This is a genomic window from Nocardia cyriacigeorgica (genome assembly GCF_010868145.1).
In the GTDB taxonomy this organism is placed as follows: Bacteria; Actinomycetota; Actinomycetes; order Mycobacteriales; family Mycobacteriaceae; genus Nocardia; species Nocardia cyriacigeorgica_D.
This window is the reverse complement of sequence record NZ_JAAGUY010000005.1, coordinates 74,077-88,483: the sequence shown is the minus strand read 5'-3', so window position 1 is coordinate 88,483 and position 14,407 is coordinate 74,077. Positions and strand designations below refer to the sequence as shown.

Below are 14,407 nucleotides of genomic sequence, written 5' to 3'. Positions count from 1 at the left end.
CATATCACTGCCGAATACCCGCCGTACCTGCGCCTATTCGAACCCCTACCGATAGTGTGAGTAAGCGCACAGCTGAGCGGGCCGGTCTCCGGTGCGGCCGGACCCGTCCGAGCGAAATGCCAGGGCCGGTAACATCGCGCCCGGCGGTACGGATCACCATGCGGGACGTCGCTGCGTGCGCTCCGACATCCCCGCCCCTGCCCGGCCGATAGTGGAGAGTTGATGCCGAGTTCGAATCAAGTCGAGTCGCCCGCGAGCGAACCCGCGGTCCAGGTCACGGACGTGCGTAAGTCGTTCGGTGAGGTGCACGCGCTGCAAGGCATCAGCTTCACCGCCGAGCGAGCAAGTGTGCTCGGCGTCCTCGGCCCGAACGGGGCAGGTAAGACCACCACCGTCAAGATCCTGTCCACGCTGCTGCGTCCGGATTCCGGCACCGCGATCGTCGCCGGTCACGACGTGCAGAAGGACCCCGCAGGCGTGCGCCGTTCGATCATGATGACCGGCCAGTACGCCGCGCTGGACGAGAATCTGTCCGGCCGCGAGAACCTGGAGCTGTTCGGCAGGCTCATGGGCCTGACCAAATCGGCCGCCCGTAAGCGCGCCGATACCCTGCTCGAGGAATTCGACTTGGTCAGCGCGGGCCGCCGCGCCGTGCGCAACTACTCCGGCGGCATGCGCAGGCGCGTCGACATCGCCTGCGGCCTCGTGGTCCGGCCCGAGGTCGTCTTCCTCGATGAGCCGACCACCGGCCTCGACCCGCGCAGCCGCCAGGGCGTATGGGATCTGGTCAACGCGCTCAAGAACCAGGGCATCACCGTCCTGCTGACCACGCAGTACCTCGAAGAGGCCGACGTGCTCAGCGACAACATCATCGTCATCGATAAGGGCACCGTCATCGCCGAGGGCACCGCCGACGAACTCAAGGAGAAGACCGGCGGCAGCTACTGCGAGGTCGTCCCGCTCGATCCGTCGGATCTGACCAAGGCGGCCACCGCACTCGGCGATCTGGTGCCCGCGGCGGTCTCGGCGGAGCTCAACGGCGGCGACCGGCTGTCCATCCCGGCGCCGGAAGGGGCAACCACCCTGGCCGAGGCGCTGCGCAGGCTGGACGCGGCCGGAATCGAACTGGCCGATATCGCGCTGCGCAGGCCCTCGCTCGACGACGTGTTCCTCTCCATCACCGGCCATTCGGGCGGTCACGCGTGAGTGTTGCCACCACCGAGGCCGGCGGCACCCAGCTGTTCGCCGAACTGCCCGTCGCCAAGCTGTCCTCCTTCGCCCAGTGGCGGGCGCTGACCGGGCGCATCATCTGGACCATGGCCACCAAGGGTGAGCTGATCGTCGCGATCGTCACCCCGCTGGTGTTCACGCTCGGCTTCTATCTGCCGCTGCGTTACGTGATGCAGTTCCAGGGCATCGATTACGCGCAGTTCGTGATGCCGATCATCGTGCTGCAGACGATGGCCTTCACCATGATGTCCAACGCGCAGCTGTCGGCGTTCGAAGCGCTGACCGGGCTCAGTACCCGGCTACAGACCATGCCGATCGGTGCCATGGTGCCGCTGTCGGCGCGGATCTCGGCCGGTGTGGTGCGTTCGGTGTGCTCGTTGACCGCGGCACTGATCTACGGCCACGTCATCGGGTTCCGGTTTTCGGCGGGCTGGGGGCAGGCGATCCTGTTCTGCGTGTTCTCGCTGGCCATAAGCGTCGTGCTGTCACTGGGTGCCGACGCGCTCGGCAGCCTGACCAAGAGTCCCGAATCGCTGAGCCAGGCACTGACCCTGCCGACCCTCATCTTCGGCATGTTGTCGTGCGGGTTCGTGCCGGAATCCGGATTCCCGGAATGGATCCAGCCGTTCGTGCGTAACCAGCCGATTTCCCAGCTGTCGTTCGCACTGCGCGATATGGCCGCCGACGGCGTGACGTGGGATGTGCTGTGGGTGCCGATGGTGTGGTTGATCGGTGCCGCGGTGGTCTTCGCCCCGCTGGCGGTCTGGGCGAGTGTGAGGCGGTCATGAGTTCAGTCGAGACAACCGCGGCGGTCGAGATGTCCGAGGCGCCGGAGTCGGGGTGGAAGACCCCGCTGCCGATCGTGCACGCGCGATCGGAGAGCTCGCTCGGCAATTGGGCGACCCACAGCCTGATCCAATGCAAGCGGCTGCTGCTGGTGTGGGCCCGCGATCCAGCGACGACCATCCAGACCATCCTGTATCCGGCGCTGACCCTGCTGATGTTCTGGATCGTGCTCGGTGACTCGATCACCGCGGCCACCGGTAAACCGAGCGTCTACGGCACCGTCCCGATGATCACCTTGGTCGCCGCTATGGCCGGCGCGGTGGTCAGCGCACTCGGATTCAAGACCGAAAAGGCCACCGGATTGCTCGGTCGGTTCTGGACCATGCCGGTGCACCGGGCGGCCGGGCTGACCGGGCGCCTGCTCGCCGAGGCCGTCCGCGTCCTGGTCACCACCCTGTTCGTGATCGCGGTCGGCTTCACCATCGGCTTCCGCTTCGATCAGGGGTTTGTGGCCGCGCTCGCGCTGATCGGAATTCCGGTGCTGTTCGGCGTCGCGTTCGCGGTGTTCGTGACCGCGCTGGCCACCCTCACCGAGGGCGTCATGCTGGTCAATATCATCGGCATCGTCAACACCCTGCTGATGTTCTTCAACTCTGGTTTCGTTCCGGTGTACGCCTATCCGGTGTGGTTGCAGGACATCGTCGCCAACCAGCCGATGAGCTGTGCCATCGACGCCATGCGCGGGCTGTCCTACGGCGGCCCGGTGGCCGAACCGATGGTGAAGACCCTGCTGTGGACCATCGGCATCGTCGTTGTCTTCGGCTACCCAGCAGTGCGCGGCTATCGGCGAGCCGCCGAAACCGGTGCCTGATTCAGCCGATGTGGCGGGCTTCGCGGGTGGGCGCGGGTTCGTACTCGTAGCCCACCCAGCGGTTGCGGTTGGTCCAGCCGACCAGGTCGTAGCGCCAGCGGAAGGGCCAGGTGTGGGCGACGGTATTGACCAGGACGGCGCCGAGTGCGGCGTAGTCGTCATGCGCCGACAGCAGCGCGCGCTGGCCGCGGGGTGAGGCGGTGAAGAACGCCTCGAACATGGCGATCGACTGCTCGGTCGTCAGCCTGCCCAGCCCCCACAGCCCGCGCATCCGCATCCAGTAGACGAACCGGGCTCGCGGCGACCACAGCGCGGCGACCGGATCGCGGCCGCGCATGATCGCGTCGACCGCCGTATCGACCAGGGCCAACGAGTCCGCCACGCTGTAGCCGGTGCACGGGTGCATCATGCCGCCGCGGGAACCGAACGGGACGACCCGGCCGGTGCCCTTCTTCGGTGGCGGCTGATCCAGCGGATAGTGCGCTGCCTCGGTCGGTTCGCTGCCGGTGAGCCGGATGCCGTGCGCGGCGAGCCGGTTGAGAGTGCGCCTGCGTAGTTCGTGTTGCGGCATACCACCGCGCAGCCCGAGGCTGGTCTCCTCGAAGATCACCGTGCCGTCGCCGAGGGGCACCGAGTACAGGAACGACGGCGGTTCGTCATCGCTCGCACCGTTGTCCGGCCGCCAGTCCAGCAGCAGGCCTTCGCCATCGGTCACCATCGGCGCCGCGGTCTCGGCGTCGACGAAGATGCCGTGTGCGCTGGCGGCGCGACGCGAGCCGAGTGAGGGAAGGCCGCGAGTATCGACGACGACTTCGGCCGAGATGACCGATCCGTCGGCCATTTCCACCACATGCGGCTCCACCCGCACCGCGCGCCCGGCACGAATGGTGGCCGGGTCCAGCGGTAGCGCATCGCGTAATCCGGGCTTGGACAGCACGCAGTACGGCCGGGGAATACGGTGCTCGCTCCTGGCCCAGACGGTAGGTGCCTCGATCCGGGTCGCGATGGCGGTCGCGGGCAGCCACTCGGGCAGTTCGTCGACCCAGCAGGAGAAGGTCGGGGGCCACAGCCGGTCCGGCCGTGGATCGATCGCTGCGACGGTCAGGCCGGCGGTGGCGGCGCGATGTGCCAGCGCTCGGCCGGTCGGGCCGAGCCCGACGACACATACGTCGACGTTGTGGACCGCGCTGACTGCCATAGAGGCATTCAAACCGCATCCGACGCGCCGACGCAACCATCCCGGCGTGTGTGCCGGGATATATCGATGCGGAAAGTGTCGGTGTTACAGAAAATTTCGAACTGTTCCGATTCCCGCCGATCGATTGCTCGCAGGTGCCCCTACTTCTGGTGTCCCCGCAATTCCAGTCGTGAAAGTTGTTGTGCCGCAACATAGCGTTGCCTTCGGAGCATCGAGATGTTCCACTGGGAAGAAGGGACATCATGAGAGGTCGATACCTCCGGCAGCTCGGCCTGCTGGCCGCCGCCGTCACCACGGCCGCGATTCTGCCCGTCTCGGCACAGGCCGAGCCGAAGGATTCACCTGCGGCATCGTCCATCGTTTCGGTTTCCGAGCGCGACGCACGCAATGTGACGCTCACCGTGCATTCGGCGGCGATGGATATCGATATTCCGGTCGAGGTGATGCGGGCGGCTGACACCGGGGTGCCGCGGCCGGTGCTGTACCTGCTGCTGGGTGCCGGCGGGGGTGTGGATGGCTCCAACTGGGGGACCAAGACCGATGTCCTCGACTTCCTCGCGGACAAGAATGTGCACGCGGTCTCGCCGATCGGCGGGATGTTCAGCTACTACGCCGATTGGCGCAACGACGACCCGCGGCTGGGCAAGCAGAAGTGGAAGACCTTCCTGACCAGCGAGCTTCCGCCGCTGATCGATGAGTACCTCGGCACCAGCGGCCGCAACGGCATCGCCGGATTCTCCATGTCGGGAACAAGCAGCCTCGCGATGGCGGCGTCCACCGGTGACCTGTACGACGCCGCTGCCGCCTACAGCGGATGCGCGCAGATCAGCGATCCCGCGGGTCAGGAGTTCGTCCGGCTCACCATCGAAGAGTGGGGCCTGGCCGAGAAGGACAACATGTACGGCCCGCCGGGCGACCCGGCCTGGGCCGCCAACGACCCCTATGTACAGGCCGAGGGTCTGCGCGGTAAGGCGCTCTACATTTCCAGCGGCAGCGGCCTGCCCGGTATGTACGACCAATACGGCGGCAAATATTCGCTCGAGGGCCCGTGGCTTTTCGCGAATCAAATCGTGCTCGGCGGAATCATCGAGGGCGCGACGAATTACTGCTCACACAATATGCAGGACCGACTGACCGATCTCGGTATTCCGGCGACCTTCAACTTCCGCCCCGATGGCACGCATTCCTGGGGCTACTGGCAGGACGCGCTGAAGGATTCCTGGCCGACGTTGGCTCCGGCGTTGGGGATATGACATGCGTCTCGGAATACCCACCCTCGGACGTGCCATCCGAGGGGTGAGCCGCCTCGCCTTCGTGGTGACGACCGTCGCATTCGCGGCAATTACGCTCGCACCGTCCGGGACGGCGCAAACCTTGTTCCCGCCGTTGGCCGGCGCCAATGACATGGGGTGCGTCACCGGGCCGAACCGCGAGCCGGTCGTTCTGGTGCACGGCTCCGGTACCGACATCACCCGCAGCTTCGGCGTGCTCGCGCCCGCTCTGCAGGCTGAAGGGCACTGTGTCTTCGCGGCGAATCTTGGCCAGGGGCCGGCACTGGTCGATGCGGTCAGCGGTCATGCGGGGTCTTCGGTCGGTGTCGGCCCGGTCGGTGCGGCGCTGTCCGGTCGTCCGGTCTGGGGTGTGGCGTCGATCGAGAACATGGCGGGGGAACTGGCCGCTGTCGTACGTACTGTGCGCGAGCGCACCGGCGCCGCACGCCTGGCGCTGGTCGGTCATTCCACCGGCGGCACTGTGATCCGGCAGTACCTGCGCGATCAGGGTGGGGCGGATATCGCGACCGTGGTGACGCTCGGCACGCCCTATCGCGGCACCACCTGGGACGGGCTGCGGGAGATGTACCCCGATCTCGCGGCACTCGGTCTGACCGATGCCCAGATCGCCACCCAGGTCTTCGGCACTCCCGGTGCGCAGCAGGCTGCGGGTTCACCACTGCTGAGCCGGCTCAACGCGGGCGGCGAGACGGTGCCTGGCATCGGCTATACCGCGATCGCCTCCCGCGCCGACACGGTGATCACGCCCGCGAGCACCGCATTGCTCGGACGCGCCGACGATGACAACCGCAATGTCTGGCTGCAGGACGGCTGCCCGGCCGACGTCGCCGATCACAGCGCCATGCTCGCCGACGCCCGAGCGATCACGCTGGTCCTCAACGCGCTCGACGGCGGGGATCGCCCGCTGCCCTGCTGAGCGTTGCTGCGCCTACTTCGGCGTGACCCAGGTGGTGATGTCGGCGTGCACGACCTCGAGGCCGTGTTTGTCGTAGATCGACACCGGCACCACGATCTCGGTGCCCTCGACGATGGCGTCGAAGTCGGGCAGCTGCGGCAGTTTCGCCACCGCGCGCAGTCCGGTCTCGGCCTTGGCGAGGTACTGCACGTTCATCGCCTTGGGAATCCAGCGGTGCGTGGCGGGCACAGTCGCCTCGCTGAGCATGCCCATCGCGACCTCGGCCAGGTTGCAGGCCGCGATCGCGTGATAGGTGCCGAGATGGTTGTGGATGCCGAACCATTTGGGTGAGGTGACCTCGCACAATCCCGGTTCCAGCCGCACGACGTTTGGCAGCACAGTGCCGAAGTAGGGCACCCGCGCCACCATGCCGAGCGAGAACAGAGTGTGGCCGAGCCGATTGTCCGGCAGCTTCTTCCAGCCGCGGTAGGTCGCGGTCTCTTTCGTCATGAGCGAGCATCTTACTCTTCGGTAAGATACCGGGATGGTAGGCTGCGACGTTGCACGTCAGCGCCGTATTCGTAGGCGTGCGCACCCCGATTTGATCGGGCTGGGGGCTTCGGGCATACTGTTCGGGTTGCCTTGCACCGGCCCGTGCCCGTTTCGTTGAAGCGGTTGGTCGGGTGGGGCAGGCAGTACCAAATCGTGTACCTCACCGGATTTCGGTGTGGGTACGTCCGGGACAGTGTTCCGAGCCTGACATGGATTGATTTCCGGGGCCGAGGAATGAGCGGACGGGCGACACGCCCGACCGCGTGGACCGGAGAACCATGACAGATGAACAGCGGCGAAGACTGGGTGCGTCCCGGTCGTGGTCTCCCACTGAGACGTCTTCGTGTGTTCGGACTGTGCAAATGAGGGTGGTACGGAAGCCCAGCTTCCGGATCACGGAACGTAAGCGGAGAAAAGGACACTTAGCGTGGCGGGACAGAAGATCCGCATCAGGCTCAAGGCCTATGACCATGAGGCGATCGACGCGTCTGCGCGCAAGATCGTCGAAACGGTGACCCGCACTGGGGCCCGGGTCGTCGGGCCGGTGCCGTTGCCGACCGAAAAGAACGTGTACTGCGTCATCCGTTCGCCGCACAAGTACAAGGACTCGCGCGAGCACTTCGAGATGCGTACGCACAAGCGGCTGATCGACATCCTCGACCCGACGCCGAAGACGGTTGACGCGCTCATGCGCATCGACCTGCCGGCCAGCGTCGACGTCAACATTCAGTGACGGGGACTCGAGACATGACTGATAACAAGAACAGGCCAGCGGCCGGCATTCTGGGCACCAAGCTCGGCATGACCCAGGTGTTCGACGAGAAGAATCGCGTCGTCCCCGTGACCGTCATCAAGGCCGGACCGAACGTCATCACCCAGATCCGCACCGAAGAGCGCGACGGCTACAGCGCCGTGCAGCTCGCCTTCGGCGCGATCGACCCGCGCAAGGTGAACAAGCCGGTCTCCGGTCAGTTCGCCAAGGCCGGTGTGACCCCTCGCCGTCACGTCGCGGAGATCCGCGTCGCCGACGCCTCCACCTTCGAGGTCGGCCAGGAACTGTCCGCCGAGGTGTTCGAAGAGGGCACCTACGTCGACGTCACCGGCACCAGCAAGGGCAAGGGCTTCGCAGGCACCATGAAGCGCCACGGCTTCGCCGGTCAGGGCGCCTCGCACGGTGCGCAGGCCGTGCACCGTCGCCCGGGTTCCATCGGTGGCTGCGCCACTCCCGGCCGCGTGTTCAAGGGCATGCGCATGTCGGGCCGCATGGGTAACGACCGCGTCACCACGCAGAACCTGTCGGTTCACAAGGTGGACGCCGAGAACGGCCTGCTGCTGATCAAGGGTGCGATCCCGGGTCGCAAGGGCGGCGTCGTGATCGTCAAGAGCGCCGTGAAGGGTGGTGCGCACGCATGAGCGCTGTGAGCACTGAGAAGAAGACCAACCTGACCCTGTCGGTCAAGGAACTTGGTGGCAAGAGCAACGGCACCGTCGAACTCCCCGCGGAGATCTTCGACGCGACCGCCAACATCGCGCTGATGCACCAGGTGGTCGTCGCGCAGCTCGCCGCCGCGCGTCAGGGCACTCACTCCACCAAGACCCGCGGCGAGGTCCGCGGCGGTGGCAAGAAGCCATACCGGCAGAAGGGCACCGGCCGCGCCCGTCAGGGCTCGACCCGCGCGCCGCAGTTCGCCGGTGGTGGCACCGTGCACGGCCCGAAGCCGCGCGACTACAGCCAGCGGACCCCGAAGAAGATGATCCGCGCCGCGCTGCGCGGAGCGCTGTCGGACCGTGCGCGTAACGAGCGGATCCACGTGATCACCGAACTGGTTGCGGGCCAGACCCCGTCGACCAAGACCGCGAAGACCTTCCTCTCCGAGCTGTCGGACCGGAAGAAGTTCCTGGTCGTGCTCGGTCGCGAGGACATCGCGGCCTGGAAGAGCGTGCAGAACCTCGAGTTCGTGCACCCCATCGCGCCGGATCAGCTCAACACCTACGACGTGCTGGAAAGCGACGAAGTCGTGTTCAGCGTCGAGGCCCTCAACGCCTTCGTGCACGGGCCGGCTGAGGCGGCACAGGAGGAGAGCAAGTGACCACCATCGCCGACCCACGCGACATCCTGCTTGCGCCGGTCATCTCGGAGAAGTCCTACGGGCTGATCGAGGAAGGTACCTACACCTTCCTTGTGCACCCGGACTCGAACAAGACGCAGATCAAGATTGCCGTCGAGAAGGTTTTCGGCGTCAAGGTCACCAGCGTCAACACCGCCAACCGTCAGGGCAAGCGCAAGCGGACCCGCTTCGGTTACGGCAAGCGTAAGGACACCAAGCGCGCGCTCGTGACCATCTCGGCCGACAGCAAGCCCATCGAGATCTTCGGAGGCCCGGTCGCGTAAGCGCCTGGGAATCCAGAAAGTAGAGAAGAACTCATGGCAATCCGTAAGTACAAGCCGACTACCCCGGGCCGCCGCGGGTCGTCTGTCTCGGACTTCGCCGAGATCACCCGGTCGACCCCCGAGAAGTCGCTGATCCGCCCGCTCACCAAGAGCGGCGGCCGCAACGCCCACGGCCGGATCACCACCCGGCATCGCGGTGGCGGTCACAAGCGCGCCTACCGGCTGATCGACTTCCGCCGGCTGGACAAGGACGGCATCCCGGCCAAGGTCGCTCACATCGAGTACGACCCCAACCGGACCGCGAACATCGCGCTGCTGCACTACCGCGACGGCGAGAAGCGCTACATCATCGCGCCGAAGGGTATCCAGCAGGGCACCCCGATCGAGTCCGGCCCCACGGCCGACATCAAGCCGGGTAACAACCTGCCGCTGCGCAACATCCCGACCGGTACCACCATCCACGCGGTGGAGCTGCGTCCCGGTGGCGGTGCCAAGCTGGCCCGTTCGGCCGGTATGAGCATCCAGCTGCTCGGTAAGGAAGGCCCCTACGCCACGCTGCGTATGCCCTCCGGTGAAATCCGCCGCGTCGACGTGCGCTGCCGCGCCACCGTCGGCGAGGTCGGCAATGCCGAGCAGTCGAACATCAACTGGGGCAAGGCCGGCCGTATGCGCTGGAAGGGACGCCGTCCCACGGTCCGTGGTGTCGTCATGAACCCGGTCGACCACCCGCACGGTGGTGGTGAGGGCAAGACCTCCGGTGGTCGCCACCCGGTCTCGCCGTGGGGTCAGCCGGAAGGCCGCACCCGCAAGCCCAACCGTCCGAGCGACAAGCTCATCGTCCGCCGTCGCAAGACCGGCAAGAAGCGCTGAAGGAGGAGGTAAGAAATGCCACGCAGCCTCAAGAAGGGCCCGTTCGTCGACGACCACCTCCAAGCGAAGGTGGACGTGCAGAACGACAAGGGCACCAAGCAGGTCATCAAGACCTGGTCGCGTCGTTCGACCATCACCCCGGATTTCATCGGTCACACCTTCGCCGTCCACGACGGCCGCAAGCACGTGCCGGTGTTCGTCTCGGAGAACATGGTCGGGCACAAGCTCGGTGAGTTCGCGCCGACCAGGACGTTCAAGAGCCACGTCAAGGACGACCGGAAGAGCAAGCGGCGATGACGACCGAAACTCAGAACCCCACTGCCCGGGCGACCGCCAAGCATGTGCGCGTCACCCCGATGAAGGCTCGTCGTGTCGTGGACCTGGTCCGTGGCAAGCGAGTCGAGGACGCACTGGCGATCCTGAAGTTCGCGCCGCAGGCCGCGAGCGAGCCGGTCGCCAAGGTCGTGGCGAGTGCCGCGGCGAACGCCGAGAACAACCTCGGCCTCAACCCCGACACGCTGGTCATCTCGACGGCCTACGTCGACGAGGGCGCCACCATGAAGCGTTTCCAGCCGCGGGCCCAGGGCCGTGCGTTCCGGATTCGCAAGCGCACCAGCCACATCACCATCGAGGTCGAGAGCGTGCCCACTGCCGGCGCCACTCGTAGCCGCCGGAAGGGAGGGGCAAAGTAAATGGGACAGAAGATCAATCCCCATGGCTTCCGCCTCGGTATCACCACCGATTGGAAGTCCCGTTGGTACGCCGACAAGCAGTACGCGGACTACGTGAAGGAAGACGTCGCGATCCGCAAGCTGCTGTCCACCGGCATGGAGCGGGCGGGCATCTCGAAGGTGGAGATCGAGCGCACCCGTGATCGGGTTCGCGTCGACATCCACACCGCGCGTCCCGGCATCGTCATCGGTCGCCGTGGCGCCGAGGCCGACCGCATCCGCGCCGAGCTGGAGAAGCTCACCAAGAAGCAGGTTCAGCTGAACATCCTCGAGGTCAAGAACCCCGAGTCCGATGCCCAGCTGGTTGCTCAGGGTGTGGCCGAGCAGCTGTCCAACCGGGTGGCGTTCCGTCGCGCGATGCGTAAGGCCATCCAGTCGGCCATGCGTTCGCCGAACGTCAAGGGCATCCGCGTGCAGTGCTCGGGCCGCCTCGGTGGCGCCGAAATGTCGCGCTCGGAGTTCTACCGTGAGGGCCGGGTGCCGCTGCACACGCTGCGTGCCGACATCGACTACGGCCTCTACGAGGCCAAGACCACCTTCGGTCGTATCGGTGTGAAGGTCTGGATCTACAAGGGCGACATCGTCGGTGGCAAGCGTGAGCTGGCCGCCCCGAGCGCTCCGGCCGGCGATCGCCCGCGCCGCGAGCGTCCGAGCCGTCCGCGTCGTTCCGGTTCCGCTGGCACCACTGCGACCAGCACCGAGGCCGGCCGCGCCGCCACCGCCGTGGCGGAGGCACCGGCAGAGACACAGGAGGGCTGACGCATGCTGATGCCTCGCAAGGTCAAGCACCGCAAGCAGCATCACCCCGGCCGGTCCGGTATGTCCAAGGGCGGCACCTCGGTGGCGTTCGGTGAGTTCGGGATCCAGGCTCTCGAGCCTGCCTACGTCACCAACCGGCAGATCGAGTCGGCGCGTATCGCGATGACCCGCCACATCAAGCGTGGCGGCAAGATCTGGATCAACATCTACCCGGATCGCCCGCTGACCAAGAAGCCTGCCGAGACCCGCATGGGTTCCGGTAAGGGTTCGCCGGAGTGGTGGATCGCGAACGTCAAGCCCGGTCGCGTGATGTTCGAAATGTCTTACCCGAACGAGGAGATTGCTCGCGAGGCCCTGCGCCGCGCGATGCACAAGCTCCCCATGAAGTGCAGGATCGTGACCAGGGAGGAGCAGTTCTGATGGCTACCGGAACACCGGCCGCAGAGCTCCGTGAGCTCACCGAAGAGGAGCTCGTCGCCCGCCTGCGCGAGTCGAAGGAAGAGCTGTTCAATCTGCGCTTCCAGATGGCGACGGGACAGTTGGACAACAACCGTCGTCTGCGTGTGGTGCGTCACGAGATCGCGCGTATCTACACGGTCATGCGTGAGCGCGAGCTCGGTCTGGCCACCGGACCCGCTGGCAAGGGAGATGCGGCATGAGCGAGAAAGTCGAAGAACAGCGCAACAGCCGCAAGGTTCGCACCGGCTACGTTGTCTCGGACAAGATGAACAAGACGATTGTCGTCGAGCTGGAAGACCGTCACCGGCACCCGCTCTACGGCAAGATCATTCGCACCACCTCCAAGGTGAAGGCGCATGACGAGAACGAGATCGCCGGCATCGGCGACCGCGTTCAGCTGATGGAGACCCGTCCGCTGTCGGCCACCAAGCGCTGGCGTCTGGTCGAGGTCCTGGAGAAGGCCAAGTAAGGCTCTCTCTTCGGCTCGAGTCTCGAAGGCCCGCTTCCTTTCCGGAAGCGGGCCTTCGTCGTTCTTGCTCTATTCCGGGAATGTGATGAAGCCGAAACACGATATGGCCGTGGCTGATTTGGCGTGTCGCGGGTATCGGGGGCTAACGTGGACGGGCTATGAGGGATGCTGCGACGACGACATCGGGAGCCTGGCGGATCGACGACGGCTCGGGGGTGATGTTCCGGGACGCAACCGTGGCGTGGGCTTTGGCCGCGCATGAGGTGCTTGCCGAAACCGCCACGGGCTATGGGCATTTCGTGACGGTCAAGGAACTGGCCGAACGGGTGCAGACCGTGACGGGTGTGCGCACCGACGCACCGACCCGCACCTGGATGGATGCGATCCTGCGCAAGGTCGCGCGCCGCTGCCACAATGCCGGCGAACCGCCGCTGACGGCGTTGTGCGTCAAGCAGAACCACAAGGTCAGCGACAGCTACAAATACGTGCTAGAACTCGCCGCCCTCCCCATCCCCGCCGATATCGAATCGCACGCCGCCTATGCTCGCTGGGCCTGTTACGCCGCCCACGGTGCCGACGTCCCCGCAGACGGTGGCATCCCGCCGCTCGTCCCGCGTGGAGGTTCGGCCCGCCGCAGCACCGGCACAAGCACCCGCACCGCCGCCGCCAAGCCTGATCCGGATAGCCGCGCGGTTGTGTGTTCGAGCTGCTTCATCCAGCTGCCTGCCACCGGTATCTGCGAACACTGCTGAGGTTCGGTAGCGCCCGCGCGGACGACAGTAAATCCTGCTGGGCGCACGGCGGGGCGGGCAGGATGGAACGCGGTCGCTGACGGCGGCCGCGTTCGCGTTTCGCGCGCGCTCGACAACACGGATGGGTGTGATCATGCGATTCGGGATGTTCGTTCCGCAGGGGTGGCGGCTGGACCTGGTGGGGATCGAACCGCAGCGTCAGTGGCCGGTCATCCGGGACTTCGCCCTGCGAGCCGACGCGGGCACCGAATGGGAATCGCTGTGGGTGTACGACCACTTCCACACCGTGCCCGTCCCCACTGACGAGGCGACCCACGAGGCGTGGTCGCTGGTGTCTGCGCTCGGCGCGGTGACCGACCGGATTCGCCTCGGCCAGATGTGTACCGCGATGAGCTACCGCAACCCGGTCTACCTGGCCAAGGTGGCGGCGACCGCGGATGTGATCTCCGGTGGCCGGGTGGAGATGGGAATCGGCGGCGGTTGGTACGAGCACGAGTGGAGGGCCTACGGGTACGGGTTCCCGTCCGCGGGGGAGCGGTTGGGCAGGCTGCGCGAGGGCGTGCAGATCTTCCGGCAGGCGTGGACACAGGGCCGGGCGAGCTTGGACGGCAAGTATTACCAGGTCGACGACGCCATCGTCGCCCCGCGTCCGCTCCAGGAGGGCGGGATTCCGATCTGGATCGCGGGCGGTGGTGAGAAGGTCACGCTCGCCATCTCGGCGAAATACGCCGACTACACCAATTTCGACGGCACGCCCGCGGGCTTCGCGCACAAGTCCGAGATCCTGCGTAAACACTGCGCCGAGGCCGGGACCGATTTCGAGGCCATCACCCGCACCGCCGACTACAACATCGCCATCGGGCGCACCGAGGCCGAGGTACAGCAGCGCCTGGCGGATCTGCGCGCCCATCTGGCGCGGTTCGCCCCGCCGGAGCAGGTGGAGGCGTCGCTGAGCGCATTCCGTGGCATGCCCGGTGTCGGCACGGTCGATCAGGTGATTGCCAACCTGACCGAGCTGCGCGATCTCGGTCTGGAGTACGCGATCTGCTACTTCCCCGAGGCCGCCTACGACCTGTCCGGAATCGAGCTGTTCGAGCGGGAGGTCATCCCGGCGCTGCGCTGAGCGTCTCAGGCCGTGCTTGTCCTGCCTG

At 66.2% G+C, this 14,407-nt stretch carries 20 protein-coding genes; 18 read left to right on the top strand and 2 right to left on the bottom strand.

From position 1 onward, the window contains the following. Window positions 1–222 precede the first annotated feature (222 nt). The 3 genes from GV792_RS09570 to GV792_RS09560 are packed head-to-tail and all read left to right on the top strand — an operon-like array spanning window position 223 to window position 2,887. Entirely contained in the window at window positions 223–1,206 is a 984-nt protein-coding gene (locus tag GV792_RS09570) for an ATP-binding cassette domain-containing protein (protein ID WP_163823686.1), read from the top strand. After that, complete coding sequence (locus GV792_RS09565; protein ID WP_163823685.1) at window positions 1,203–2,018, top strand: ABC transporter permease; 816 nt, start codon at window positions 1,203–1,205, stop codon at window positions 2,016–2,018. The genes GV792_RS09570 and GV792_RS09565 overlap by 4 nt, the downstream gene beginning before the upstream one ends. After that, a complete protein-coding gene (locus tag GV792_RS09560; RefSeq protein WP_163823684.1) occupies window positions 2,015–2,887 on the top strand; it encodes an ABC transporter permease in 873 nt (290 codons plus the stop codon). The genes GV792_RS09565 and GV792_RS09560 overlap by 4 nt, the downstream gene beginning before the upstream one ends. A 1-nt stretch (window position 2,888) precedes the next feature. Here GV792_RS09560 and GV792_RS09555 read toward each other — a convergent pair whose 3' ends face one another. After that, entirely contained in the window at window positions 2,889–4,085 is a 1,197-nt protein-coding gene (locus GV792_RS09555) for a lycopene cyclase family protein (RefSeq protein ID WP_163823683.1), read from the bottom strand. Window positions 4,086–4,327: 242 nt separating this feature from the next. Here GV792_RS09555 and GV792_RS09550 point away from each other — a divergent pair, with 242 nt between their 5' ends. Next, entirely contained in the window at window positions 4,328–5,338 is a 1,011-nt protein-coding gene (locus GV792_RS09550; RefSeq protein ID WP_163823682.1) for an alpha/beta hydrolase, read from the top strand. A gap of 1 nt (window position 5,339) precedes the next feature. Then, entirely contained in the window at window positions 5,340–6,293 is a 954-nt protein-coding gene (locus tag GV792_RS09545; protein WP_175584173.1) for an esterase/lipase family protein, read from the top strand. 12 nt (window positions 6,294–6,305) lie between these two features. Here the strand turns inward: GV792_RS09545 and GV792_RS09540 are convergent, their stop codons facing one another. Continuing rightward, complete coding sequence (locus tag GV792_RS09540; protein WP_163823681.1) at window positions 6,306–6,782, bottom strand: hotdog fold domain-containing protein; 477 nt, start codon at window positions 6,780–6,782, stop codon at window positions 6,306–6,308. 469 nt (window positions 6,783–7,251) lie between these two features. Between GV792_RS09540 and rpsJ the strand changes: the two genes are divergently transcribed. The 13 genes from rpsJ (at window position 7,252) to GV792_RS09475 (ending at window position 14,379) form a co-directional block, all read left to right on the top strand. Beyond that, on the top strand, window positions 7,252–7,557 hold the full coding sequence (gene rpsJ / locus GV792_RS09535) for a 30S ribosomal protein S10 (protein WP_003938093.1): 306 nt from the start codon (window positions 7,252–7,254) through the stop codon (window positions 7,555–7,557). A 14-nt stretch (window positions 7,558–7,571) separates the two neighbouring features. Next, entirely contained in the window at window positions 7,572–8,237 is a 666-nt protein-coding gene (gene rplC / locus GV792_RS09530) for a 50S ribosomal protein L3 (RefSeq protein WP_163823680.1), read from the top strand. Then, window positions 8,234–8,914 carry a 50S ribosomal protein L4 gene (gene rplD, locus GV792_RS09525; RefSeq protein WP_163823679.1) on the top strand — a complete coding sequence of 227 codons (681 nt, stop codon included), beginning with the start codon at window positions 8,234–8,236 and terminating at the stop codon, window positions 8,912–8,914. The genes rplC and rplD overlap by 4 nt, the downstream gene beginning before the upstream one ends. Then, on the top strand, window positions 8,911–9,216 hold the full coding sequence (rplW, locus tag GV792_RS09520; RefSeq protein ID WP_014981657.1) for a 50S ribosomal protein L23: 306 nt from the start codon (window positions 8,911–8,913) through the stop codon (window positions 9,214–9,216). The genes rplD and rplW overlap by 4 nt, the downstream gene beginning before the upstream one ends. Window positions 9,217–9,249: 33 nt before the next feature. After that, complete coding sequence (gene rplB / locus GV792_RS09515; protein WP_163823678.1) at window positions 9,250–10,086, top strand: 50S ribosomal protein L2; 837 nt, start codon at window positions 9,250–9,252, stop codon at window positions 10,084–10,086. Between the two features lie 15 nt (window positions 10,087–10,101). Next, window positions 10,102–10,383, top strand: coding sequence for a 30S ribosomal protein S19 (gene rpsS, locus GV792_RS09510; RefSeq protein ID WP_067861069.1), 282 nt, complete (start codon window positions 10,102–10,104; stop codon window positions 10,381–10,383). Continuing rightward, the gene (gene rplV, locus GV792_RS09505; protein ID WP_014349057.1) at window positions 10,380–10,778 is read left to right on the top strand and encodes a 50S ribosomal protein L22; all 399 of its coding nucleotides are present in this window, start codon (window positions 10,380–10,382) and stop codon (window positions 10,776–10,778) included. Before rpsS ends, rplV begins: the two co-directional genes overlap by 4 nt. Next, the gene (gene rpsC / locus GV792_RS09500; RefSeq protein WP_163823677.1) at window positions 10,779–11,576 is read left to right on the top strand and encodes a 30S ribosomal protein S3; all 798 of its coding nucleotides are present in this window, start codon (window positions 10,779–10,781) and stop codon (window positions 11,574–11,576) included. It begins immediately after the preceding gene. A 3-nt stretch (window positions 11,577–11,579) separates the two neighbouring features. Beyond that, window positions 11,580–11,996, top strand: coding sequence for a 50S ribosomal protein L16 (gene rplP / locus GV792_RS09495; protein ID WP_163823676.1), 417 nt, complete (start codon window positions 11,580–11,582; stop codon window positions 11,994–11,996). Next, window positions 11,996–12,235, top strand: a complete 240-nt coding sequence (gene rpmC, locus GV792_RS09490) for a 50S ribosomal protein L29 (protein WP_036533190.1) — start codon at window positions 11,996–11,998, stop codon at window positions 12,233–12,235. The genes rplP and rpmC overlap by 1 nt, the downstream gene beginning before the upstream one ends. Then, window positions 12,232–12,504: a 30S ribosomal protein S17 gene (rpsQ, locus tag GV792_RS09485; RefSeq protein ID WP_163823675.1), complete on the top strand. Its 273-nt coding sequence runs from the start codon at window positions 12,232–12,234 to the stop codon at window positions 12,502–12,504. The genes rpmC and rpsQ overlap by 4 nt, the downstream gene beginning before the upstream one ends. Before the next feature lie 158 nt (window positions 12,505–12,662). Next, window positions 12,663–13,256 (top strand): hypothetical protein, encoded by a 594-nt coding sequence (locus GV792_RS09480; protein ID WP_256668014.1) that lies wholly within the window; start codon window positions 12,663–12,665, stop codon window positions 13,254–13,256. A 133-nt stretch (window positions 13,257–13,389) separates the two neighbouring features. Beyond that, window positions 13,390–14,379 carry an LLM class F420-dependent oxidoreductase gene (locus tag GV792_RS09475; protein WP_163823798.1) on the top strand — a complete coding sequence of 330 codons (990 nt, stop codon included), beginning with the start codon at window positions 13,390–13,392 and terminating at the stop codon, window positions 14,377–14,379. Window positions 14,380–14,407: the final 28 nt, after the last annotated feature.

Bases quoted from the DNA above. Each gene is read 5' to 3' on its own strand.
- GV792_RS09570 (WP_163823686.1), top strand. From the start codon at position 223: ATGCCGAGTTCGAATCAAGTCGAGTCGCCCGCGAGCGAACCCGCGGTC.
- GV792_RS09560 (WP_163823684.1), top strand. From the start codon at position 2,015: ATGAGTTCAGTCGAGACAACCGCGGCGGTCGAGATGTCCGAGGCGCCG.
- GV792_RS09555 (WP_163823683.1), bottom strand. From the start codon at position 4,085: ATGGCAGTCAGCGCGGTCCACAACGTCGACGTATGTGTCGTCGGGCTC.
- GV792_RS09550 (WP_163823682.1), top strand. From the start codon at position 4,328: ATGAGAGGTCGATACCTCCGGCAGCTCGGCCTGCTGGCCGCCGCCGTC.
- GV792_RS09545 (WP_175584173.1), top strand. From the start codon at position 5,340: ATGCGTCTCGGAATACCCACCCTCGGACGTGCCATCCGAGGGGTGAGC.
- GV792_RS09540 (WP_163823681.1), bottom strand. From the start codon at position 6,782: ATGACGAAAGAGACCGCGACCTACCGCGGCTGGAAGAAGCTGCCGGAC.
- rplC (WP_163823680.1), top strand. From the start codon at position 7,572: ATGACTGATAACAAGAACAGGCCAGCGGCCGGCATTCTGGGCACCAAG.
- rplD (WP_163823679.1), top strand. From the start codon at position 8,234: ATGAGCGCTGTGAGCACTGAGAAGAAGACCAACCTGACCCTGTCGGTC.
- rplB (WP_163823678.1), top strand. From the start codon at position 9,250: ATGGCAATCCGTAAGTACAAGCCGACTACCCCGGGCCGCCGCGGGTCG.
- rpsS (WP_067861069.1), top strand. From the start codon at position 10,102: ATGCCACGCAGCCTCAAGAAGGGCCCGTTCGTCGACGACCACCTCCAA.
- rplV (WP_014349057.1), top strand. From the start codon at position 10,380: ATGACGACCGAAACTCAGAACCCCACTGCCCGGGCGACCGCCAAGCAT.
- rpsC (WP_163823677.1), top strand. From the start codon at position 10,779: ATGGGACAGAAGATCAATCCCCATGGCTTCCGCCTCGGTATCACCACC.
- rplP (WP_163823676.1), top strand. From the start codon at position 11,580: ATGCTGATGCCTCGCAAGGTCAAGCACCGCAAGCAGCATCACCCCGGC.
- rpmC (WP_036533190.1), top strand. From the start codon at position 11,996: ATGGCTACCGGAACACCGGCCGCAGAGCTCCGTGAGCTCACCGAAGAG.
- rpsQ (WP_163823675.1), top strand. From the start codon at position 12,232: ATGAGCGAGAAAGTCGAAGAACAGCGCAACAGCCGCAAGGTTCGCACC.
- GV792_RS09480 (WP_256668014.1), top strand. From the start codon at position 12,663: ATGAGGGATGCTGCGACGACGACATCGGGAGCCTGGCGGATCGACGAC.
- GV792_RS09475 (WP_163823798.1), top strand. From the start codon at position 13,390: ATGCGATTCGGGATGTTCGTTCCGCAGGGGTGGCGGCTGGACCTGGTG.